Genomic DNA, 22,172 nt, shown 5'->3' with positions numbered 1-22,172 from the left:
TGTTGAACGCTCACAATCCCACCATCTTACAATAAAACTATTTCAACACGTTGGGTATTTTTATAAATGTTCAATTGCGTTAATGGTCTGTTGTACCATAGCGGGTTGAATATCCAGGTGAACCACAAGGCGCATCTGAACGGGTGAGATGGCTGTTACGAGTATGTTTTGCTGTTTCAGCGCTGCCGACAGCTGTGGGGCGGTAAACCGCTCTTTAACCTCAAAGATGAGAATATTGGTTTCAACTGGCAACATTTCGCCAATAAAATCTTTTTTAACAAGGGCGGCTGCGATGGCCTGGGCGTGCTGGTGATCCTGCTCCAGCCGCTCTACATGGTTGTCAAGCGCATAAATGCCTGCAGCAGCCAGCATGCCTGCCTGGCGCATGCCCCCGCCAAATGCCTTGCGGATGCGGCGCGCCTTGCGGATAAAATCGTGTTTACCCAGCAGTACACTGCCTACCGGGGCGCCAAGGCCCTTGCTGAGGCAAACCGAAATACTGTCGAACACCTGACCGTACTGCAATGGCGTTTCTTTTTTGGCTACCAGCGCGTTAAACAGGCGGGCGCCATCGAGATGCAGGGGCAGGTTATGCTCCTGGCAAACAGCCTTGATGCGGTGAATTTCTTCAAAATCGTAACAGCTGCCGCCGCCGCGGTTGGCAGTATTTTCGAGCGATACCAGGCTGGTAACAGGCTTGTGTATATCGTTGGGGTTGTTAATTCCGTCTTTTACCTGTGCAGCGGTAAGCCGGCCGCGGTTGCCTTGTAATAACCGCACCGATGCGCCCGAGTTAAATGCAATGCCGCCGCCTTCGTACTGGTAAATATGCGATAACTGATCGCAGATAACTTCGTCGCCGGGCTGGGTATGGCACTTAATGGCAATTTGGTTGGTCATGGTGCCGCTGGGACAAAAAATGGCAGCTTCCATGCCGAATAATGCAGCTGTTTTAGCTTCGAGGGCGTTAATGGTGGGGTCTTCCCCAAACACATCATCGCCCAGCGGTGCCAGGTGCATAGCGTTGCGCATGGCGGCTGTGGGGCGGGTAACGGTATCCGATCTGAAGTCTATCATGCAGCGAAGTTATTAAGGTAAACGCAATTTAAAAACTGCAAATCAAATAGTTGTGTATAAAAAATCATACGTTTTAACTTTAATTTATGCTGGTTTTATGCAGTTTTTTAGTTAAAAGCTAGCATTATCCATGATTGATGCGTAAATTTGCAGGCATTTCTGTATTTTCAGAATACTTTAACCCGATGTTCTGCACCCTCCCTGAAACAATTTCTTGTCAGCGAACGTTTATATATAAAACAGAATAATCCATTATGAGGCAGCTTAAAATTGCCACACAGATCACCAATCGTGATTCGCAAGCGGTAGAAAAATATCTGCAGGAAATCTCTAAGATTCCGATGATCACTCCCGAAGAGGAAACCACACTTGCACAGCGGATCAAGATGGGCGATCAAAGAGCTTTAGACAAATTGGTGCAGGCGAACCTGCGTTTCGTGGTATCTGTTGCTAAGCAGTACCAGCACCAGGGGCTTTCTCTTAGCGACCTGATCAACGAGGGTAACCTCGGTTTGATAAAAGCAGCCCAGCGTTTCGATGAAACCAAGGGTTTTAAATTCATTTCATACGCCGTATGGTGGATTCGCCAGTCCATTTTACAGGCGTTGGCAGAGCAGGGCAGATTAGTCCGCTTGCCTCAAAACAAAATTGGCACCTATAACAAGGCTAATAAGGCCTACATGGCTTTTGAACAGGAACACGAACGCGAGCCTTCAACAGAAGAGCTGGCCGAAATCCTGGAAATGAGCGAAACTGAAATCAACAACATTTTCCAGAGCAATACACGCCATACTTCGCTTGATGCCCCGGTACACGAGGCCGAAGACGTAGCAATGGGTGATTTACTCGAAGGCAGTGACGACACCGACGATGACGTAATGAAAGATTCATTGCGTGAAGAAATACGCCGTGTGCTTAAATCTCTGAGCCCGAGGGAAGCGGAAATTGTAAACGCCTATTTCGGTCTGGATGGTGAAAATGGTGTTACCATTGAGCAAATTGGTCAGAAATACGATCTCACCAAAGAGCGCATCCGCCAGATTAAAGAAAGAGCCATTAAACGTCTACAGAAAGCACGCTACAGCAACGCGCTGAAAGCATACCTGGGATAATTATTATCCCTGTTGACAAGATTCTTTGAGTGCCCCCTGCGAACAGGGGGCATTTTTTTGTGTTATACCCTTATACCTTCCCCGCTAATACCTGCCTTATGCTGAAAAAGGGTTTCTGGCTCGCTTATCTTATTGCATTTACCGCATGTGAAAAAACAGTACACCTGGTGCCCGACCACCAATCGCAGCTGCTGGTGGTAGATGGCACTATTGAAAGCGGCATGCCGCCGCAGGTAATACTTACCCGCTCGTTCAGCTATTTCGATACCATTACCGCCGCACAGCTGCAGCAATCTTACGTACACAATGCCAGGGTTTCTATTTCAGACGGGAACCAGAACTACCCGCTTACCGAGTACAATTACACGCTGATGGGGCAGGTGTTCTGGTATTATGCGCCCGCGCAAACCAGTTATTTCAATGGCCGCGCCGGGCGGCAGTACACGCTGCATATTGAGGTTGACAGCCAGCAGTATACTGCCGTAACAACTGTTCCGCCACTGGCTAAAACACTGGATTCACTGTGGTGGAAACCCGCACCCAATGCCAAAGATTCTGAAAGCGTGGTGCTCTGGGGCCGTTTTACCGACCCGGCCGGTTTTGGTAATTATGTACGTTACTATACCCGCACCAACAGCGAGAGTTTTTATGCCGGTTTGCCCTCGGTTTTTGATGATGAGCTGACAGACGGTACTACTTACAACCTGCAGATTGACAGAGGGTATAACCGCGGACTGCAGCTCAATATTATCAGTGATAATTATGGCGTTTTTATGCACGGCGATACAGTGACTGTGAAACTGAGCAATATCAATAAAGCTACTTACGATTTCTGGCGTACCTGGGATTACGATTACCAAACCAACGGCAACCCCTTTTCGAGCCCCATAAAAGTGCTGGGCAACGTGAGTAATAACGCGTTGGGTGCATTTTGCGGCTATACTTCCCAATACCAGACGCTTATTATCCCCAAATAACAAATGTTTGTGTAAAACCCGTGAACATAATAGCGTAAGGGTTCGATATTTTTGCACGTCATTACGTTACTAAAAAAAATTGCATGGAAAAGGGAACAACAGCAACAGAAAGAGTGCATTGTTTAATTATAGGTTCTGGTCCGGCAGGTTATACCGCTGCTATTTATGCGGCCCGTGCCAATCTTAAACCCGTATTGTACCAGGGCATTCAACCCGGCGGGCAGCTGACCATTACTACAGAAGTAGAAAACTACCCCGGTTACCCCGAAGGCATACAAGGCCCCGAAATGATGGTGGATTTTGAAAAACAGGCGGTACGTATGGGTGCAGATATCCGTTACGGACTGGCTACCAGGGTTGATTTCAGCGGTCCCGTACACAAGGTATGGATTGACGAAGAGAAACTGGTAGAGGCTGATTCGGTGATTATTGCTACCGGCGCATCGGCCAAATGGCTGGGCCTGGAAAGTGAAGAACGCTTGAACGGTTATGGCGTTAGCGCCTGTGCCGTGTGTGACGGTTTCTTTTTCAGGGGTAAGGAAGTAGCCATTGTAGGTGGCGGCGATACTGCCTGTGAAGAAGCTTTATACCTGAGCAAACTGGCCACTGCGGTACACATGATTGTGCGCAAAGGCGAAGATGGCATGAAAGCCAGCAAGGTGATGCAGGACAGGGTTAAAAATGCACCCAACATTAAAGTATACTGGCACTCAGAAACCGTGGAAGTGGTAGGCGAGAAAAAGGTAGAAGCCGTTACCATCCGCAATGTGCAGAGCGGTGAAAACACAACGGTGCCGGTTAGCGCATTTTTCGTGGCCATTGGTCACCAGCCCAACAGCGATATTTTTAAAGATTACCTGACCCTGGATGAAGCGGGTTATATACAAAGCATTCCCGGCACCGCGCAAACCAATGTAAAAGGTGTGTTTGCTGCAGGTGATGTGCAGGATAAAATATACCGCCAGGCAATTACTGCTGCAGGCAGCGGCTGTATGGCTGCGCTGGATGCGGAACGCTATTTGGGAAGCATCGGGCTGTAAGCGCCGATAGTCGGGATGATCGTAGCGGGACTGTTTGAAGTTTATTACATAATGTGTGCACTTATCGCTGCGATGTAAAGGAAACAGGCTTGCAGCTCGCAGCTGTTTTAATAGATTAAGGGAAGCGGGTGGCTGTGGTAACACAGCTGCCGGCTGATGCCCTTTGGATTGTGCGGGATGTTTCTTCCTGAATAAAAGAGCCGGCAGCTATGGGTTTGCGGCTAACAGCTTAACAAACATGCTTACCATCGAATTATCTGCACTGCAGTTTTTTGCCTATCATGGTTTATATGAAGAAGAGAAACGGTTGGGTAACCGTTTTGAATTGGATGTGACCATTGTGTATCAGCCCGGGTATTTTCCGCCCCGCACTATTGATGATACACTTGACTATGTAAGTGTATATTCGTTGATTAAACAGGTAATGGAGCAGCGGGAAGACCTGCTGGAAACCGTGTTGCATAACATGGCACATTCTCTGTTCAATACATTTGCACCTATTCACACTGTACAGCTATATCTTAAAAAGCAACAGCCACCCATTGTTGGTTTTGAGGGTGTAATAGGCATTCGTTACAGTGCAGCGAGGGAAGCAAACGAAAACGTTTAACCAATAGCATCTATACATGAAGTTACTTATTGTATCTGTATTGGCTGCCATGCCGCTGTTTGCTGCAGCACAGGATGTAAACCTGCTGCTGAAAGAAGCAGATAACCTCGAAAAGCAGCTGAAAGATGAACAGGCCCTTGAAAAATACAAATCGGTTATTGCAGCAGATCCCAAAAACATGCTCGCCTTTACCAAAGCTACAGAGCTGAGCTGCGCCATCGGCGCCAGGCAAACCGATAAAAATGCCAAAGCCAAATACTACAACGACGCACTGCAACTGGCTACGCAGGAAATTGGTTTTGCGGCCGACAGTGCCAGCGCCAATTATGCCATGGCACTTGCCTGCGGTAAAATGACGGAAGTAGAAACCGAAAATAAAAAAACGGTAGCGTATGTAAAACAGATTAAGCAATATGCCGATAAATCAATTGCCGCCAATCCCAATTTTGGCAAAGCCAACTATGTGGAAGGCAAATGGCATTTTGAAATGATCAATCTTTCCTGGATCAAGAAAACCGCCGTAAAGGCATTGTATGGCGGGCTGCCGCCTGCCGGGCTGGATTCTGCCATTATGTATTTTGAAAAATGCAGAACGCTTGAACCCTATTTCGCTGCCAACTACCTCGACCTGGCCAAGGCCTACCAGGCTAACCGTGAACCGGCCAAAGCCCTGGATGTATTGAACAAGCTGGTAAAACTGCCCACACGCACACCCGACGATGTGGCGCTGAAAGCAGAAGGCAAGAAGCTGCTGGAGGAAATACAGTAGGACTGCGCCCGTGAGTGAAAAAAGGCAAGTGAATAGTCAATAGTGAGTAGTGAGTAGTGAGTAGTGAATTTTTCGGGTTCAACATAACATAATGAAAAAGGCTCCGGTAACGGAGCCTTTTTCATTATTGACTATTCACTATTCACTGTCTCGATGTTCGCACTAGCCGCCGCTGCCCATCATATCCAAGCCGCTGTCGCCACCTTTGTTGCTTTTGCGTTTAAAGAGACTGGCGTCGAATTTACCGAAACGGTAGCTGAAGTTGAGGCGCAGTAACTGCGGGTCTCTTCTGCGGTACTGGTTCTGGATCAGGAAGTCGCTTTGCGCATAAGTGTTATACACCTGTGTGCGGAAGATATCGTTCATGCTGAGTGAAACAGAAGCACTGTTACCACCTTTCCAGGTCCAGTCTTTTTTAATGGCTGCATCAAAACCATAGTGTGGTTTAATATAACCCTGCGCTGCGCCGAGGTTGCCGCCGCCAAATCCGCCGCCACGGCCACCGCCGCCGCCACCACCGCCATTGCCGCCACCGCCGCTGCTGGCAGGTAATACGGTTTTAGCCTGGTAGTCGCCGCTGAACTGGATAGAGAAGCCATGTGGCAGTTTGAAGGTGTTGTTCATTTTACCAAACCAGCTGAAACGTTCATTGCTTTCACCTGCGCCTTTAATGTTGGCAGTGTTTATTTTGGAATTGAACAGGTTTACGTTCAATGTAAGATCCCAGAATTTGAGCAGGGTAAGCTTGTTGGTTAATTCAAGGCCGTATGTGTTGCTGCTGTTGGCATTGATGTAACTGCTGTAGGTAACGCTGTCACCTGCAGGGTTTACCGGGTTGGGCCCCAGGTAAAGATAGCTGGTGATGAGATCGCTTGAATGGCGCATAAAGGCTGTTGCCAGGAAGTTGCCGCCATGTGCGTAGTTGATGTTGTAAGACAATTCGAAGGCATTGGTAAACTCGGGTTTAAGACCAGGGTTACCGATACTGGGGTTCTGCGGATCGCTTACGTTTAACGAAGGCAGTAGCTGGAAGAAGTTGGGCCGGTTTACTTTACGTGAATAGTTTAACTGGATATCTTCTTTATCATTCAATTTATACGTGATAAAGGTGCTCGGAAACAGGGCAATGGGATAGGTAACTTTAAAAGCTGTATCCCGGCCATGACTTGCGCCATCGATCAATGTACCGTGGTAGTTGGAGCTTTCTGCACGCATACCCAGCTGGAAATTAAAGCGGTTGGCTTTAAAGCTGTAGGTGCCATAGGCAGCATACACTGCATCGGTATACTTATACCTGTTTGAAAACAACGTGTTCAGCGTATCATCATAAAACTGGTATGAATTACTGGTTGAATTACGGATTGATGCACGTAACCCTCCCTCCAGTTTTGAGTTGTCGGTAAGTGGGTTCTCGTAGTCGGTTTGAATGGTGAGGTTGCTGTTGTGACCATCACCCTGTGTTGCCTGTGTGCGAGAAGGGAATTTGCTGCTGCCATCCTGGTTAAAGATAGAAGTAGCTACCGAGCTGTTGTTGTCGTTGGTGCTTTTGTTATAGTTAACATCGGCAGTAAGATCGTGCCCGTTTTTAGAGAAGTTGTGTTTGTAGCTCAGCTGTCCGCCAACGTTTCTGAACTGGAATTTGCTCAGTGAGTTGAGGTTGCTGGTAGAGGCGAAGGTATTGTCAATGGTTGAATCGACAATAGAGGGCTGCGTGTTTTTAAAGCTGCCATGCACATAACTGCCTGCTACGGTAAAAGTATTGCGGTTATCGGCAAAGAAGTCAAACCCGCCACGTAAAAATGCAAACTCGCCATTGTTTACGCCATTGCTCAGCTCCTGGTGTACAGTGCTTGGTGGTGTGGTAAGGTTTTGCCTGTCTGTAGTGCTGGTGAATTTAGATTTGCGCTGGTTATAGTTACCATTCAGGAAGATGTTGAATTTACCCTGGCGGTAGTTAAGATCTGCCCCTGCGTTGTATTTGCCGCGTGCGTCAATACCTGCTCTTATGCCGCCGTTGTAACCTTTCTTCAGGTTTTTCTTCAGCACAATGTTCAGAATACCACCGCCGCCGCTGGATGCATCGAATTTGGCAGATGGGTTGGTGATGAGCTCCACACGGTCAATAATGTCTGCAGGTATCTGGTCCATGGTAAGCGTAGTGGGCCTGCCGTCTACAAACAGCGTGGGCGATGCGTTGCGAAGGGTAACGTTACCATCAATGTCAACGTTTACAGAAGGGATCTGTTTCATTACTTCTGTAGCGGTTTGGCCAGAGCTTACGAGGTTTTTATCAACGTTGAATACCTTGCGGTCAACACCCATTTCAAAAAACTGTTTGGCAGTTGCCGTAACGGTAACGTTGCCGAGGTTGGCATCTGATGTGTTTATCTTGATGTTGCCAAGGTCTTTATCAACCATGCCCATCATTTGCTGCATCCTGTCCTGCGGGTTTTGTCCGCTGCTGGCATCAGGGCGTTTGATATCAAAACCTACGGGTGCATCATAATCGGTATAACCTACTGCAGTAGCGCGCAGGCGCATTTTACCGAATACAGGAAGGTTGTCGAAGCTAAAGTCGCCGTTGGCTTGTGTAATAACGGTGCCGAGAATGGCATCTTTTGGTTTTTTTGTTACGGTATCGAACTTGGTACCAATAACCTGCACAGAAACAGCATCAATACCTTTGTTGGTTTTGCTGTCAACAATTTTGCCGTACAGATGACCCACATTGAAGTTGCCGCCGCCACCGCGAGGCCGGCCTGCACCGCCGCCTGGCATCTGGGCGTAAAGGGTGGTGACAACACACAGGGTGAACATCATCCAGATCGAGAGCGATTTAATCATGGCTTTGTTTTGTATTCCTCTTTTTATTGCTTGCTTATAAACGATAATATAGTGGCCGCAGGCCATACACATACCTGATGTGTGGTACATTACCTATACAAAGGACTGCAAGGTTTGCACCAAACCATTTATTTATTCGGTATGTAGGAGTAGAAATTAGGCAATCACAAACACAAGTAATTGGATGCCACCGATGATAAAACCGGTAACAGCGCCTGTAATCCTGAACATGCGCAGCTGCGGAGCAAGCAGTGTGCGGAGTTTGGATTGCAGCATAACATCGTTGAGCCCCATTATGCGGCTGGTGATGATTTGTTGTATGTCTGTATCTTTTTTTAACGTTTGCACGTAATTACTGAGCAGGGAGGGGAAAAGCAACCGCAGTTCGGTCATAAATACCTCTTTCAGCTGGTTAATGGTCTTATCGCCGATAAACATACTGATCATGGGCATTGCAGTGCTGAGCTTTACGCGTAAGAAATGATCAATATGCGCTTCCACTTCAGGCAATACTTTTTCGATATTAGCAGGATCTGTAATCTGTTGCTCAACCTGTTCAAACGAAAAAATCTTTTCACTTACCAGGCCGGCAACCTGTTCGGCCATTTGACGGCGGCGTTGTAACAGCGAACGGAGCATGAACCGGATGGCAATACTGTTGAGTATCCATCCTGTAACTGCGGCAATTAAAGGAGTGAGGAGCAGCCAGGTGTTCATATTCCGGTTTTAGTGTATAAAAAAACCTTGTAAACGTTACTTGCTTACAAGGTTTAATGATTTGGTGAAGGGAGGATGAGGGGTCTCGAACCCCCGGCCTTCAGTGCCACAAACTGACGCTCTAACCAACTGAGCTACAACCTCCGTGTCCCATTCTTCCGTATTATCGGTAGGGGGTGCAAAAATAGAAAAAAATTGAATAGAACAAAATATCTGGTAAAGTTTTATTGAAAAATGTTTGAACATCTTTGTCCATACCCGCCGAAAACCTTTGTTAATTACGGCATGCGGCTTGTTTAACGATATGATAATTACGTTATTTTTGATGCAATGACCCGAAAAATATTAAGAATCATGATGAGCAGAAAAGTTCTTCCCTTATTGCTGATAGCATTGTTAGGTGTAACATTCTGGGCGTTTAGCAGGGGGGGAGATGAAAGCACTTTGGCCAAACAGCAGAAGCTGCTGGCTACAGTGGGCATTATCCTCGAGCAAAAGCATTACAGTCCCAAAACCATCGATGACAATTTCTCCAAAGAAATTTTCAGGAAGTATCTCGGTGATCTTGATCCTGATAAAAACCTGTTTCTTGCTTCAGATATTGATTCGCTGAAAAAATATGAATTAACCATCGACGATGAAATTCATGGCGCACCCATTGCCTTTTTTCCCGCAGTGGCTGCTATTTACACCAAAAGGGTAGATGAGGCCATGGCTATTTATAAATCAGTGCTGGTGCAGCCTTTTACGTTCACCGATAACGAAACTGTACAGCTGGAAGGTGATTCGCTGAGTTACCCGGCAGACCTTAATGCGCGCAGGGAGCAGTGGAGAAAGCGCCTGAAATACCTTACGCTGGAAAACTATTCAGACCAGCTTGATCAACGCGAAAAAAGCAAGGCAACGGATTCTATCCACAACAAAAAAGACGATCAGCTGGAAGCAGATGCAAGGGCCAAAGTTTTAAAGATGATGGACCGCAACTTCAACCGAATGAAGGCGCGATACAAAGAAGAAGACCTGTTTAGCCTGTTTGTAAATACCATTACAGGCGATATGGACCCGCATACAAACTATTTTCCTCCTGTAGAAAAACGCGCTTTTGATGAAGAAATGAGTAATCGTTTCTACGGAATAGGTGCACAGCTGCGTGAAGAAGACGGTACCGTGAAAGTGGTAAGCCTGGTAGCAGGCAGCCCTGCATGGAAAAGCGGCCAGGTGCAGGTAAATGATGTGATCACCAAAGTGGCGCAGGGCCAGGGCGATTTTACCGATATTACCGGTTTGGGTGTGGAAGATGCCGTGAAACTGATTCGCGGCAACAAAGGCACAGAAGTGCGTTTAACGCTGAAAAAAGCAGATGGTACTGTAAAAGTGGTATCGCTGGTACGTGACGAGATTGTGCAGGATGAAGCTTTTGCCCGCAGCGCTATTGTAGCCAACGGCAACAGGAAAATAGGCTACATATACCTGCCGGAGTTTTATGTTGATTTTGAAAAACAGAACGGCGCACATTGCGCAGCCGATATTGCCATGGAAGTGCTGAAACTGAAAGCTGAAAAGGTAGACGGCATTATACTTGACCTGCGCAACAACGGCGGCGGCTCATTATACGAAGTAGTGCAGATGGTTGGCCTGTTTGTGAAGAATGGCCCTGTAGTGCAGGTGAAAGACAGGGATGGCCTGCCGCAGGTACTAAGCGATAACGACAGCAATATGATTTACGATGGTCCGTTTGCCGTAATGGTAAATGAACTGAGTGCATCTGCTTCTGAAATATTCGCTGCCGCCATACAGGATTACAAACGCGGTATTATCGTGGGCAGCACTTCTACCTTTGGTAAAGGCACGGTGCAGAAAAGCCTGCCACTGGGTAAGCCCATTGATATGTTCAGTGGCAGAACCGAGTACGGTGCGCTGAAATTAACTTTCGAGAAATTCTACCGCATCAACGGCGGCTCTACCCAGCTGAAAGGTGTTACACCCGATGTTGTGCTGCCCGATTCGTACGAATACTGGAAACTGCGTGAGAAAGACAATCCTGCTGCGCTGAAATGGGACCAGATTCCGCAGTCTGCCTTTACACCATGGGAAGGCGGGCTTGACCTGGATGCGGTAAAACAGGTAGCTGTAAAACGCGTGGATACCAGCAGTTCGTTTAAAACCATACGCCAGAATACAGCGTGGTTGAATAAAAACGTTGACAAGGAATACAGCCTGAACCTGGTACAGTACCGCGATGAGCAGAAAAAACTGCGCGCTGTGGTAAAAGAAAGCGAAGCGGCACTGAAGCTGAAAAAAGAAATGAACGTAACAGCGCTGGCAGCCGATAAAGACCGTTACTTCAACAACCCTGATAAAGCAAAAGGCGAACGCTACCAGCAATGGCTGAAGAACCTGCGCACCGATATATACATTGATGCAACTGCTAAAATACTGGGCGATGTAGCTGCGAAAGAGCATACATTGTCTGCAAAAAAATAACAGTTGTATGTAAACATAACATTGAGCATTGCACGTTTGAGCAATGCTCAATTTTTTTTAGCTGATTTGAAATCACTGGAATTTCATTATCATTGTTGTTCCAACAATAAAAGTGAGACATGAGTACTGCAGCAAATGACAAGAAATGGTTTGCGCTATATACAAAACCCCGTTGGGAAAAAAAGATCAACACAACACTCATTAAAAAAGGGATTGAGAGCTGGTGTCCCCTGCAAAAAGAGGTGCGCCAGTGGAGTGACCGCAAGAAGGTAGTGGAAGATCCTGTATTCAAGTCTTATGTTTTTGTACGCATTGCAGAGGCCGACCGGCTGCAGGTACTGCAAACAGACGGCGTGCTGAATTTTGTGTTTTACCTGGGCAAACCTGCTGTTATACGGGAGGAAGAAATCAGTTCCATAAAATCGTACCTAATGCAGAAAGATGCGCAGATTACTATTCAAAGCATTGAAAGCTTTGAGAAAGACAGCCGCATAAGGGTAAACCAGGGCATTTTTATGGACCAGGAAGGCACGGTGGTGCGCACATCGGGCAAACGCAAGGTATATGTGCGTTTGCAGAGCCTGGGGCAGGTAATGGTAGTGGAATTTCAGGCCGAACACCTGGCGCCTGTGCAGCAACAGCCCACACAACAACCATAACGCAGTTATACAGACTAATAAAAAAAGCCACTCACTGAGTGGCTTTTTTTATAATATGCGTGTTGTTATACGTTAAAGCGGAAGTGCATGATATCGCCGTCTTCTACCAGGTAATCCTTGCCTTGTACGGCCAGTTTGCCATTGTCGCGGCAGGCAGCTTCTGAGCCGAATTTTACAAAGTCGGTATATTTAATCACCTCTGCACGGATAAAGCCTTTTTCAAAGTCGCTGTGGATAACACCTGCAGCCTGCGGGGCCAGCATGCCTTTGGTGATGGTCCAGGCGCGTACTTCCTGTACACCTGCGGTAAAGTAAGTGGCCAGGTGCAGCAGTTTGTAGGTGGATTTGATAAGCCTGGCAACACCGCTTTCTGTAAGGCCAAGATCGGTGAGGAACATCTGGCGGTCTTCAAAGCTTTCCATTACGGCGATTTCGCTTTCAATTTCAGCGCTTACAAACAATATTTCCGCGTCTTCATTTTTCACTGCTTCCTGTACTGCCTGTGTGTGTTTGTTACCGGTAACCACCGATTTTTCATCCACATTACATACATAAATCACCGGCTTAATGGTAAGCAGGAACAGGTCGTATAAATGTTTCTCTTTGTCTTCGGGTGTTACAGCAAAAGCACGGGCATTTTTACCCTGCTCCAGGTGTGCTTTCATGGCCTGCAGAATTTCCAGTCCGCGCAGGGCTTCTTTATCACTGCCTGTGCGTGCCATTTTTTCGTTGCGTGCTATTTTCTTTTCCACGCTTTCAAGGTCTTTCAGCTGCAGTTCGGTATCAATGATCTCTTTATCGCTTACGGGATCAATTTTACCGTCTACGTGAATCACATTATCGTCGTCGAAGCAGCGCAGCACATGAATAATGGCGTCGGTGCTGCGGATATTGCCGAGGAACTGGTTACCGAGGCCTTCGCCTTTGCTGGCACCTTTTACAAGGCCTGCAATGTCTACAATTTCAACAGTGGTAGGTACCACGCGGTTGGGTTTAACCAGCTTTTCCAGCTCAATTAAACGTTCATCGGGTACGGTAATAACACCCACGTTGGGTTCTATGGTACAGAAAGGAAAGTTGGCAGCCTGTGCCTTTGCATTGCTCAAGGCATTGAATAAGGTAGATTTACCAACGTTGGGCAATCCTACGATACCTGCTTGTAAAGCCATTATCTAAAATTTAAATGTTGCTAATTGATAGTTGCATTGTTCAATGCTTCCATTGGTTCTCCAAAGAAGTCCTTCAGAGAATGGTTGCATTGCCTGCTGCGAAAAAGCGGTTGTTTCCAACTTTTTCCGGCCGCAAAAGTACAGATTCGCCGGAAAGCAGAAAGAAACATTTATTTTTAGCTTTTTGGCGGCGTTTTTCTGTACTTGCGGGCTATTGAGAACGCCAAACTGCTTAAATTCCGGGTATGGCGTTAAATATTGTTTGGGTTGGATTTTTTGTCATCGGTTTTGCTGTGGCCTTGTGCAAATTTGCTTTTCTGCATGACAATGCTATTTTCCAGGTGCTGGTAGAAAAAATGTTCGATACTGCCAAAATCGCGGTGATGGATGTATCGCTGCCGCTGGCAGGTACCATGGTGTTTTTCCTGGGCATTATGAACATTGCGGAAAAAGCAGGTGGTGTTAACTGGCTGGCGCGCAGACTGAACCCATTAATGAAACGCCTGTTTCCCGAAGTGCCCGATAACCACCCGGCCATGGGGCAAATGGTAATGAACTTCAGCGCGAATATGCTGGGCCTTGATAATGCAGCCACCCCTTTTGGCCTCAAAGCCATGGAAAGCCTGCAGGAAATGAACCCGGATAAAAACAAGGCCAGCAATTCACAGATCATGTTCCTGGTGCTGCATGCCAGCGGGTTAACATTGATTCCTTTATCTATAATTGCTTACCGCGTAAGCATGCATTCCACGCAGGCGTCGAGTGTGTTTATTCCCTGTGTATTGGGTACTGTGTGTACCACGCTGGCAGGCATATTTGTGCTTAGCTTTAAACAGAAGCTGCGCTGGGATAGTACGCTGGTTCTCTGGCTGCTGGCCCTGGTTGGCATTGTTGGCTTAATGATGGCGGGTGTGGGTATGATGACACCCGAACAGAAAGAAAACTTCAGCAAGGTATTTGGCAACCTTACGCTGATGGTGATTATCGTGGGCATTATACTGGCAGGCGTTTTTAAAAAGGTTGCCATATTCGATACGTTTATTGAAGGCGCCAAAGAAGGATTTGGGGTGGTATTGCAGATTATACCTTACCTCACCGGTATGCTGGTAGCCATTAGTGTATTCCGCTACAGTGGTGCGCTTGATTTTATGGTGCAGGGTATTACCTGGCTTATTCATTTAACCGGTATTAATACAGAATTTACGCCGGCCCTGCCTGTTGCGCTGATGAAACCCTTCAGCGGCGGCGGCGCAAGAGGGCTGATGCTGGATGTAATGAAGGCCTACGGACCAGATAGTTTTGCAGGTAAGATTGCCTGCATTTTTCATGGCACGGCAGACAGTACTTTTTATATCATTGCCCTGTACTTTGGCCGTGTAGGCATTAAAAACCCGCGGTATGCCATTAGTGCAGGTTTATTAACAGAATTTATAGGTGCGGTGATTGCGATATTTATTGGTTATATCTTTTTTTATTAGTGAGGGATAAAGAGCCGGTGAATAGTGAATCAATGTCGTTTAGTTAAGCGTGATTTATATTTTTACCGCTCCGAAGGAGTCCTATGGACAAAGAACACAAAGGGAAAACCCACAAAATTCACAAAGGAGCCGTTAACTAAACGATATTGAATAGTGAATGGTTAATTTTTTTGTAAGTGATTGCAGCGAAAATTTTTTAAACATGAAGGGCGCAAAGATGTTATTCTTTGCGCCCTTTTTAATTATGAAAGCAGTGCTTAGAACGAGAGGGAGGTGAGCTGTCCGTCCATAGTGCTTACAATAATGTTGTGTTCATTTACCGGCATAATGCTGTTGACGAGGCAGTTGGAAATTTTGTGCTGCCACAGTACATTGCCGCTTTGTTTATCGATGGCACATACCATACCGGAGTGTGTAGGTACAAACAGTATATGGTTTTGTTCAACTAAGGTAGATGGGCACAATTCGTATCCCAGCTGCACATTGGCCTGCCATATAAAATTCATTTGCTGCGCACTGGCTGCTACGCCGTATACTTCTCCTTCCATGGTTTTTACATGAATCATACTGCTGTCTGCCGAAAGCCCCATTGATTCGCGTACGCGTTGCTTGGGTGGCTGCACACGCCAGTTAACAGCACCGGTGGCTGCGTTGAAAGATGTCATATAGCGGTCGGGCGCTACGATAAATACATTGCCGCCTGTGCCTACAGGTGTGCACACTGCAGGTGAATACATGCGGTTGGTGGTACCATTGCTCCATTTCCAAACCAGTTTGCCGGTGGCCTGGTCAAGCGCATAAAAATCATTGTTCCAGCAGCCGAAATATACATTGCCCTGGTACAGCAACGGCTTGCTGACCACAAAGCCGCTTACATCGCCAAAGTCCCACACTGGTTTGCCACTCTGCAGGTCTATTGCCCTGAAATGGCCATCAGAAGCGCCAATGTAAACGATGTTGTTACCGATAATTGGAGAAGCCACTACAGGCTTTTCTGTTTGCACTTTCCAGCGCAGTTTGCCTTTGTTGTCGAGGCAGTAAATAAAATGATCGCTTGAGCCTACCACAACACTGTTGCCTGCCACAGCAGGGGTGGAGTAAATTTTTCCGCTTGTTTTAAAACGCCATTGCACACGGCCTGATTTTACATTCAATGCGAAAATTTCACCACCTGTATTAGTACTGATTACATTATCACCCATTATAGCAGTGCCTGCACCAATATCGCTCGATGCCTTGTATTGCCATACCTGTTTAATGGAAGGGTATTGTGTGTTTACGGAGAACGAGGGGCGGTAATATTGTGTAGTGTCTTTTTCGTAATGGTGATTGAACAAGGCAGTGCGTGTCCACACAGGGCCTTCGGGCAAGCCTGGCTTTTTAATATTGAACCATGCGCTGTCGTTGCTGAAGGTAACAATGTTGTAACCGCCCAGGCTATCTTTCGCGCGCAGGTTAGAGCGGCCCATTACACCGGGTATGCCTTCAAAAGAGTAGGCATGGTTAGAGTGGCCATGGCCACACAATACGAGTTCAATATCGGCTTTTTTAATACGGTCAATGGCTTCGTACCAGTTGTTTTGTGCGCTATCCTGCGGGTAATGGTTAAGGTATATCAAACGCTTGCCTGCATTTTTTTTGCTGTTGAGCACAGAATCGAGGAACACGATGTGCTCACGCGGCACTTGCCCGGGCCCCATGCGCATGTTTGGACCAGAGCTGGTGCCTACGAATAAAAAGTTGCCGTGTGTAAAGGCGAAGCATTCATTGCCAAAAATGGTTTTGAAACTGTTGGCACCGCTTTCGCTCCAGTTGGCATCGTGGTTGCCGGGTATAATGTACCAGGGTTTGTTTAGGCTGTCGAGTATGGTTTTGGCGAGTGTAAATTCCCTGTCTGCGCCAAAATCGGTGATGTCTCCTGTGAGTACTACAAACTGCAAGGCAGGATTGGCATTGATGTCGCGAACGGTTCTGCGGAGGTCTTCATCGGCATTGTTGCTGCCGATATGTGTGTCAGATACAAAAGCGAAGCGGAACTGCTGTGCGCGTGTTTGCAGCAGTAACAGCAGCAGCAACGCGGTAAGCATGGATGTTTTTATCATGGAATGGTTATTATGCTATGGCTAAAATACAACCGGAAGCACGATGGCTTCCGGTTGACAAAAAGGAAAGGGAATTGCTTACCAGCCCGGGTTTTGCATGCTGGCTTGTATGGCAGCAGGGTATAACAATATCTGGCTGGTTGGGATTGCTGATAAGTAGTTTTTGGGATCTACAAACACTCTCTGCAAGGTAGCCTTGTACGGCATGATGTAACCGTCAGCATTCAATGTTACTTTTCCGTTTGCAGGTACGTGTGCACCGAGGAATGAATCGGGGTTCTTGTTACTGTCCATGTAATCGCCTTTTTTCCAGCGGTACAGGTCTTGCAGGCGGAAACCGTCCATCATCAGTTCCACTCTTCTTTCGCGGCGTACTTCCCAAAGTAATGCACTTACAGAAGGATCTCTTTTGGGATCGTTGGGCACATTGCTCAGTAAAAGCGGGGCCACTTTAGCACGGGCGCGCAGTTTGTTGATGGTGTTGTCAATATCAGACTGTACGATATTGTATTTACCATCATCTGCCAGCTCTGCGCTTGCTTCTGCATAGTTCAGGTATATTTCAGAAAGCCAGAACAGGGGAGCGTCTGTTACGTTTGTACCAATCTGTACCTGCGTAAGATCAATGGTTGCAGGCAAAAACTTGGTGGGTCTGTAACCGGTGCTTGAGCTGAAGGAACCCAGCGGGTTACCGGTGTAGCAAAGTGCAGCGGTATCGATGGTTACTTTCAAACGCCTGTCGCGGTTGGTGGTTAAATCAGCAATGGTATTGTCGCCTTTGTACAGGGGAGAGCTGCTGATGGGTAAACCATCTGAACACAGGTATGATTCAACCGCTGCTTTAGACAAGCCATTCATAGCAGTACTGCTGTAGTTATAAGCAATCAGTGAATGGGTTAAATAAGCGGGTTCATATCTTTTATACAGGATCATCTCTTTGTTGGTACCCAGGTTTACAGAGTTGTAATTGGCCTGGTAATCGGGCGAAAGCGCATAAGTTGAAGCCATCAGTTTGCTGCTGGCATCCTGCGATGCTTTGAGGTAATCATCGGCATTGGGCAGTTTCAACTCAATGTGGTATTTGCGGTAAGTACCTTCATATAAACACACCCTTGACTGCAGGGCGAGAGCCACGTCCCTGTTTACTGTATTATCACCGGCATTGGCGCGCAGGTTGGCAATGGCAAAGTCAAGATCGGCTTTTACACTATCCATTACCAGGGCACGCGGGTCACGTGGTTTATAAATATTGGCAGAATCGCTGATGTCCATTGAATGGCTGAACCAGGGTACATCTCCGAAGGTTTGTACCAGCTGAAAATACTGGTAAGCCCTGAAGAAGTGTGCGATACCTTTCCAGTTGTTTTTGGCTTCATCACTCATACTTGCCAGGTCTACACGCTCCAGCAGTATATTGGCTTTGCGTATGTAACCAAAGAACCAGCTTCCGTTGGTGCTTGCCGTGGTTTGCGGGTACTGCGTAAAAGTAGCAGCAGCCTGGTCGTCGGTTAAAGAGGGAAAGTAGAAATCGCCGCTGGCAGAACTGCCGTTGCCATAGCCGGTGAACAGGTTGTAAAATTCCCAGCTGTAGGCTTTTACGCTGTTTTCATCTTTCCAGTAATACGGATCTATAAAAGTATCCGGGTTGGTTACGTCGACGTATTTTTTACATGCCATTGAAGTGCATATGAGCAGCAACATCGGCAATAAAGCTTTTTTTGATTTCATATTTGAAAAATTAGCTTCGTTGATCAGTTTGTTAGAATGTAAGTTGTAAACCGAATGAATAAGAACGCATAAACGGCCAGGTTCTGCCAATACCGCTTGTTTCACCTGTTGTAATTTCAGGATCAATCGGCGCACCTACATTAGATATTTCTGCCAGGTTTTCCCCGCTCACATAGAAGCGTAATTTCTGGATATTGTATTTGCTCAGCAATTTTCTTGGCAACGTATAACCAAAGGTTACGTTTTTCAACCTGCAATAGGCGAGGTTCAACAGGTATTTGCTTTGCGGGTAAAAGTTATTGCCGCCGGCGCTGATGCCGCCAACTGTACCTGTTCCGTTACCAGGGAAAGGATTGGGATAACGTGCATCGGTGTGTGTGGGTGTCCAGTAGTCCATCTGGTTCGCATACAGGATATCGATGCTCTGGTACAACGGTAAAATGGTTTGACCGGTACCCCACCATGAACGTTTGCCTACGCCCTGGATAAATACATCCAGATCGAAGTTGTTCCATGAGCCACCCAAACGCGCGCTGTAGATATAACGTGGTTCGGTATTGCCAATCACTTTCAGATCACCATGATCGTTCAGTGTTGATTTACCGCCGTCAATTTTCCCATCGCCGTTCAGGTCTTTGTATTTCACATCACCTGCGCCGAAGTTAAAGTTGCCTGATTTCAGGTTGGTTTGGTCGGCTACGCCTGCAACAGGTTTGCCGGAAGCATCAAAGTCAGCTGCCGTAAAATAACGGTCTGTTTCAAAGCCCCAGATTTCACCGTAAGTTTTGCCTACGTAGTTCTGGCCAATGTTGAAGTTGGGGTTATCGTATTTGGTGATCTTTGTTTTGTAATCGGTAAATGACAGGGTACCATACAGCTGTATGTCTCTGCCAACTGTGTAATTCGCATCAACCGCAATTTCGTAGCCGCTGGTGCGCAGGTTACCGGCATTAATCCTGGGGCCTGAAGTGCCAAAGGTAGATGGCACTGAAGTTGCCTGCAGCATGCCTTTGGTATCGCGCTGGTACCAGTCGAACGTAACACCTACATGATTTTTCAGGAAGCGGGCGTCCATACCGAAATCAAGCGTTTGTACTTTTTCCCACAGCAGCGATTGGGCTACTGCAGATGGCTGACCGATGTACTGCGCATAGCTGCTGCCATTCATCCAGTTGGCCTGGCCTGCTGTCATGGTAGGCAGGAAGTACTGGCCACCAAGGTCCTGGTTACCGATAGAACCGTAAGAACCGCGCAATTTCAGATCAGACACCACTGATTTAAATGATTGTGCGAATTTCTCTTCGGTTACACGCCAACCTGCAGAACCGGAAGGGAAAAATGCCCAGCGGTTGGTGGGAGACAGTGAAGAAGAACCATCGTAACGGCCATTTAATTCCAGCAGGTATTTGCCTTTGTAATCGTAGTTGAGACGGCCGAAATAACCGGCATAGGCCAGTTTGCCATGTCCGTTTGTGCTCCAGCCAAGCGGAACACTGGAGCCGCTTGGAGCAGCAGTCTGGTCGCCATAAGCCAGGCCGAGTTCACCCTGTGATGGGTCGAGCAGGCCTTTGCGTGCAGCGAGGAAGTTGATGTTTTCGTCTTTTTCAGCGTTGATACCAGCTACCAGTTTAAAATTATGATCCTTGTAATGTGTCTGGTAAGTAGCGTAACCGTTGAAAGTATTTACCAGTAAGCGGCCGTTGGTATAAGTTACAACATCCTGTGAGGCGCTGGCAATATTGTTCAATGGCAACATTGGGCCGGTTGCGGCAGACCAGAAGTCCCATGCATATACGGGACCACCTGCATCGTGCCTTAACGGGTTGTCGCGGCCAATGGTATAGTCGGCATTAAAGGTTAAGCCTTTGGCAATTTTTACGGTAGCACCCAGGTCTACACGGTTGTAGTTGTCATTGAGACTTGATTTGCTGGCTGCATCCAGGTAAGCTGAGTTAACACGGAAATAATGTCCCTGGTAGGTACCGTAAGGGAAGTAAGCACCCCAACGCCAGAAATAATACCAGTAGGTCTGGTACTGGTAAGGATACTCGTAGTTGTAGTTGCGGAACATGGTTTTCACGCGTACATCGAGCCAATCAGTAACAGCAGCATTAACGCCTGCGGTAATGTTGTATTTTTTAACATTATCCGAGTTCATTTTAATGATACCGCCGTCATTGCTGTAGCCACCGGATAAATAGTAGCCGATTTTATCGTTACCGCCCTGGAAGCTGATGGTATGCAGTTGAGATGGTGTGTATTTGTTCAGCATCTCTTTTTTAGGATCCCATGTTTTATAGAAATAAGCATGGCCATCTACCATGTCCCAATCCTGGCCCAGTATCATTTCCTTGCCGGTATTGGTTTTGGCGTAGTTTTTCTGCCAGTTGATTACACCGTCTCTTAATTTCAGCATGTTCATACCGAATGTTTCGGGAGAGGAAGTACCGGCGCGTACACCTGCATCGTTCAAAGCTTTCAGCTCATCGGCAGGGTTGGCAAAATCGGGTAGAATAGTAGGTGTATTCCACGAAAAGTTATTGGTATAGGTGATGGTGGATTTCTGGTTTTTCTTACCTGTTTTGGTTTTGATCAATACCACACCAAAAGCAGCGCGTGCACCGTAGATAGAGGCAGAAGAGGCGTCTTTCAATACAGAGATGCTTTCGATATCGCTGGGGTTAATCACGCTCAGGTCGTCGGTTTGAACGTTGTCTACCAGGATCAGCGGGCGGCTGGTACCGTTGAGCGAACCCAGGCCCCTGATATTGATGGTAGCACCTGTGGTTAAACCGCCGTTGCCGTACTGGATGGTTAAGCCCGGTACAATACCCTGCAGGGCCTTGGTAGGATCGTTGAGTGGTTTGCTGTCGAATGTTTTGGCAACATCCACCGTTGCAACGGCGCCGGTAAGGTTTGCTTTTTTCTGGCTGCCGTAACCAACTACCACCACATCGTTCAGGCTTCTTTGTTCGGCCTGTAAACGCACATCAAAATGTGTGTCGCGGGTGGCGGTGATTTCCTGGGCAGTAAATCCCACGTAGGAAATGAGGATGGTTTGGCCGGTACGCGCTTCAATTTTAAATGTACCGTCTGTGCCGGTAACCGTGCCGGTGCTGGTTCCTTTAATGGAGACGGATACGCCCGGCATAATTGAATCGGTTTGACCATTGGTTACTTTACCTGTGTACACTTGTTTTTGCGCTGCTGCGGGAAGGGTTGCAAGCGCGCCAAACAAGAACAGGAGCAGGTAAATCAGTTGAACTTTCATCCTCCGGGTGAAGACCGGGACGGATTCAGAGGGCAGGTTTACTCTCATGATAGCTGTTTTGGATAATAATAAATTTGGTTTAAAGTAGAAAAACGCAAAAAAACGCAATCGAAGGGAGCGGCAAATCGTTTGTTC

Annotated in this window: 15 protein-coding genes and 1 tRNA gene; 8 read left to right on the top strand and 8 right to left on the bottom strand. The window is 47.1% G+C overall.

Annotated elements, in window-relative coordinates:
* Positions 1–60: 60 nt before the first annotated feature.
* Positions 61–1,077 carry a threonine aldolase family protein gene (locus tag DXN05_RS16770; RefSeq protein WP_116848423.1) on the bottom strand — a complete coding sequence of 339 codons (1,017 nt, stop codon included), beginning with the start codon at positions 1,075–1,077 and terminating at the stop codon, positions 61–63.
* Between the two features lie 254 nt (positions 1,078–1,331).
* Here DXN05_RS16770 and DXN05_RS16765 point away from each other — a divergent pair, with 254 nt between their 5' ends.
* From DXN05_RS16765 to DXN05_RS16745, 5 genes are all read left to right on the top strand, one after another.
* The gene (locus DXN05_RS16765; protein WP_076380665.1) at positions 1,332–2,189 is read left to right on the top strand and encodes a sigma-70 family RNA polymerase sigma factor; all 858 of its coding nucleotides are present in this window, start codon (positions 1,332–1,334) and stop codon (positions 2,187–2,189) included.
* A 98-nt stretch (positions 2,190–2,287) separates the two neighbouring features.
* Positions 2,288–3,166, top strand: a complete 879-nt coding sequence (locus tag DXN05_RS16760; RefSeq protein WP_116848522.1) for a DUF4249 domain-containing protein — start codon at positions 2,288–2,290, stop codon at positions 3,164–3,166.
* Between the two features lie 83 nt (positions 3,167–3,249).
* Positions 3,250–4,206 carry a thioredoxin-disulfide reductase gene (gene trxB / locus DXN05_RS16755; RefSeq protein ID WP_116848422.1) on the top strand — a complete coding sequence of 319 codons (957 nt, stop codon included), beginning with the start codon at positions 3,250–3,252 and terminating at the stop codon, positions 4,204–4,206.
* A gap of 238 nt (positions 4,207–4,444) precedes the next feature.
* Complete coding sequence (folB, locus tag DXN05_RS16750; protein ID WP_116848421.1) at positions 4,445–4,816, top strand: dihydroneopterin aldolase; 372 nt, start codon at positions 4,445–4,447, stop codon at positions 4,814–4,816.
* 16 nt (positions 4,817–4,832) lie between these two features.
* Positions 4,833–5,585, top strand: a complete 753-nt coding sequence (locus DXN05_RS16745; protein ID WP_116848420.1) for a hypothetical protein — start codon at positions 4,833–4,835, stop codon at positions 5,583–5,585.
* A gap of 162 nt (positions 5,586–5,747) precedes the next feature.
* Here DXN05_RS16745 and DXN05_RS16740 read toward each other — a convergent pair whose 3' ends face one another.
* From DXN05_RS16740 to DXN05_RS16730, 3 genes are all read right to left on the bottom strand, one after another.
* Entirely contained in the window at positions 5,748–8,429 is a 2,682-nt protein-coding gene (locus DXN05_RS16740; RefSeq protein WP_245975233.1) for an outer membrane beta-barrel family protein, read from the bottom strand.
* Between the two features lie 156 nt (positions 8,430–8,585).
* Positions 8,586–9,146, bottom strand: coding sequence for a DUF445 domain-containing protein (locus DXN05_RS16735; RefSeq protein WP_116848419.1), 561 nt, complete (start codon positions 9,144–9,146; stop codon positions 8,586–8,588).
* Between the two features lie 70 nt (positions 9,147–9,216).
* A tRNA-His gene (locus DXN05_RS16730) sits at positions 9,217–9,290 on the bottom strand.
* A 210-nt stretch (positions 9,291–9,500) separates the two neighbouring features.
* Here DXN05_RS16730 and DXN05_RS16725 point away from each other — a divergent pair.
* The gene (locus DXN05_RS16725; protein ID WP_116848418.1) at positions 9,501–11,630 is read left to right on the top strand and encodes a carboxy terminal-processing peptidase; all 2,130 of its coding nucleotides are present in this window, start codon (positions 9,501–9,503) and stop codon (positions 11,628–11,630) included.
* 119 nt (positions 11,631–11,749) lie between these two features.
* Positions 11,750–12,289: a UpxY family transcription antiterminator gene (locus DXN05_RS16720; protein ID WP_116848417.1), complete on the top strand. Its 540-nt coding sequence runs from the start codon at positions 11,750–11,752 to the stop codon at positions 12,287–12,289.
* Between the two features lie 65 nt (positions 12,290–12,354).
* Here the strand turns inward: DXN05_RS16720 and ychF are convergent, their stop codons facing one another.
* A complete protein-coding gene (ychF, locus tag DXN05_RS16715) occupies positions 12,355–13,458 on the bottom strand; it encodes a redox-regulated ATPase YchF (protein WP_116848416.1) in 1,104 nt (367 codons plus the stop codon).
* 245 nt (positions 13,459–13,703) lie between these two features.
* Between ychF and DXN05_RS16710 the strand changes: the two genes are divergently transcribed.
* Positions 13,704–14,936: a nucleoside recognition domain-containing protein gene (locus DXN05_RS16710; protein WP_116848415.1), complete on the top strand. Its 1,233-nt coding sequence runs from the start codon at positions 13,704–13,706 to the stop codon at positions 14,934–14,936.
* 257 nt (positions 14,937–15,193) lie between these two features.
* On the opposite strand, the gene DXN05_RS16705 is transcribed toward DXN05_RS16710, so the two are convergent.
* The 3 genes from DXN05_RS16705 to DXN05_RS16695 form a co-directional block, all read right to left on the bottom strand.
* Positions 15,194–17,038, bottom strand: a complete 1,845-nt coding sequence (locus DXN05_RS16705; protein ID WP_116848414.1) for an outer membrane protein assembly factor BamB family protein — start codon at positions 17,036–17,038, stop codon at positions 15,194–15,196.
* Positions 17,039–17,116: 78 nt separating this feature from the next.
* Positions 17,117–18,766: a RagB/SusD family nutrient uptake outer membrane protein gene (locus DXN05_RS16700; protein ID WP_116848413.1), complete on the bottom strand. Its 1,650-nt coding sequence runs from the start codon at positions 18,764–18,766 to the stop codon at positions 17,117–17,119.
* A 31-nt stretch (positions 18,767–18,797) separates the two neighbouring features.
* Positions 18,798–22,037 carry a SusC/RagA family TonB-linked outer membrane protein gene (locus tag DXN05_RS16695; protein ID WP_158559287.1) on the bottom strand — a complete coding sequence of 1,080 codons (3,240 nt, stop codon included), beginning with the start codon at positions 22,035–22,037 and terminating at the stop codon, positions 18,798–18,800.
* Positions 22,038–22,172: the final 135 nt, after the last annotated feature.

Source organism: Deminuibacter soli, from assembly GCF_003412455.1.
GTDB lineage: Bacteria > Bacteroidota > Bacteroidia > Chitinophagales > Chitinophagaceae > Deminuibacter > Deminuibacter soli.
Note: the sequence above shows the minus strand (reverse complement) of the source record. Positions and strands in the feature narration are given on the sequence as shown.

Excerpts from the sequence above, each read along its gene's own strand:
- DXN05_RS16770 (WP_116848423.1), bottom strand. The coding sequence starts at position 1,077 with ATGATAGACTTCAGATCGGATACCGTTACCCGCCCCACAGCCGCCATG.
- DXN05_RS16765 (WP_076380665.1), top strand. The coding sequence starts at position 1,332 with ATGAGGCAGCTTAAAATTGCCACACAGATCACCAATCGTGATTCGCAA.
- DXN05_RS16760 (WP_116848522.1), top strand. The coding sequence starts at position 2,288 with ATGCTGAAAAAGGGTTTCTGGCTCGCTTATCTTATTGCATTTACCGCA.
- trxB (WP_116848422.1), top strand. The coding sequence starts at position 3,250 with ATGGAAAAGGGAACAACAGCAACAGAAAGAGTGCATTGTTTAATTATA.
- folB (WP_116848421.1), top strand. The coding sequence starts at position 4,445 with ATGCTTACCATCGAATTATCTGCACTGCAGTTTTTTGCCTATCATGGT.
- DXN05_RS16745 (WP_116848420.1), top strand. The coding sequence starts at position 4,833 with ATGAAGTTACTTATTGTATCTGTATTGGCTGCCATGCCGCTGTTTGCT.
- DXN05_RS16740 (WP_245975233.1), bottom strand. The coding sequence starts at position 8,429 with ATGATTAAATCGCTCTCGATCTGGATGATGTTCACCCTGTGTGTTGTC.
- DXN05_RS16735 (WP_116848419.1), bottom strand. The coding sequence starts at position 9,146 with ATGAACACCTGGCTGCTCCTCACTCCTTTAATTGCCGCAGTTACAGGA.
- DXN05_RS16725 (WP_116848418.1), top strand. The coding sequence starts at position 9,501 with ATGATGAGCAGAAAAGTTCTTCCCTTATTGCTGATAGCATTGTTAGGT.
- DXN05_RS16720 (WP_116848417.1), top strand. The coding sequence starts at position 11,750 with ATGAGTACTGCAGCAAATGACAAGAAATGGTTTGCGCTATATACAAAA.
- ychF (WP_116848416.1), bottom strand. The coding sequence starts at position 13,458 with ATGGCTTTACAAGCAGGTATCGTAGGATTGCCCAACGTTGGTAAATCT.
- DXN05_RS16710 (WP_116848415.1), top strand. The coding sequence starts at position 13,704 with ATGGCGTTAAATATTGTTTGGGTTGGATTTTTTGTCATCGGTTTTGCT.
- DXN05_RS16705 (WP_116848414.1), bottom strand. The coding sequence starts at position 17,038 with ATGATAAAAACATCCATGCTTACCGCGTTGCTGCTGCTGTTACTGCTG.
- DXN05_RS16700 (WP_116848413.1), bottom strand. The coding sequence starts at position 18,766 with ATGAAATCAAAAAAAGCTTTATTGCCGATGTTGCTGCTCATATGCACT.
- DXN05_RS16695 (WP_158559287.1), bottom strand. The coding sequence starts at position 22,037 with ATGAAAGTTCAACTGATTTACCTGCTCCTGTTCTTGTTTGGCGCGCTT.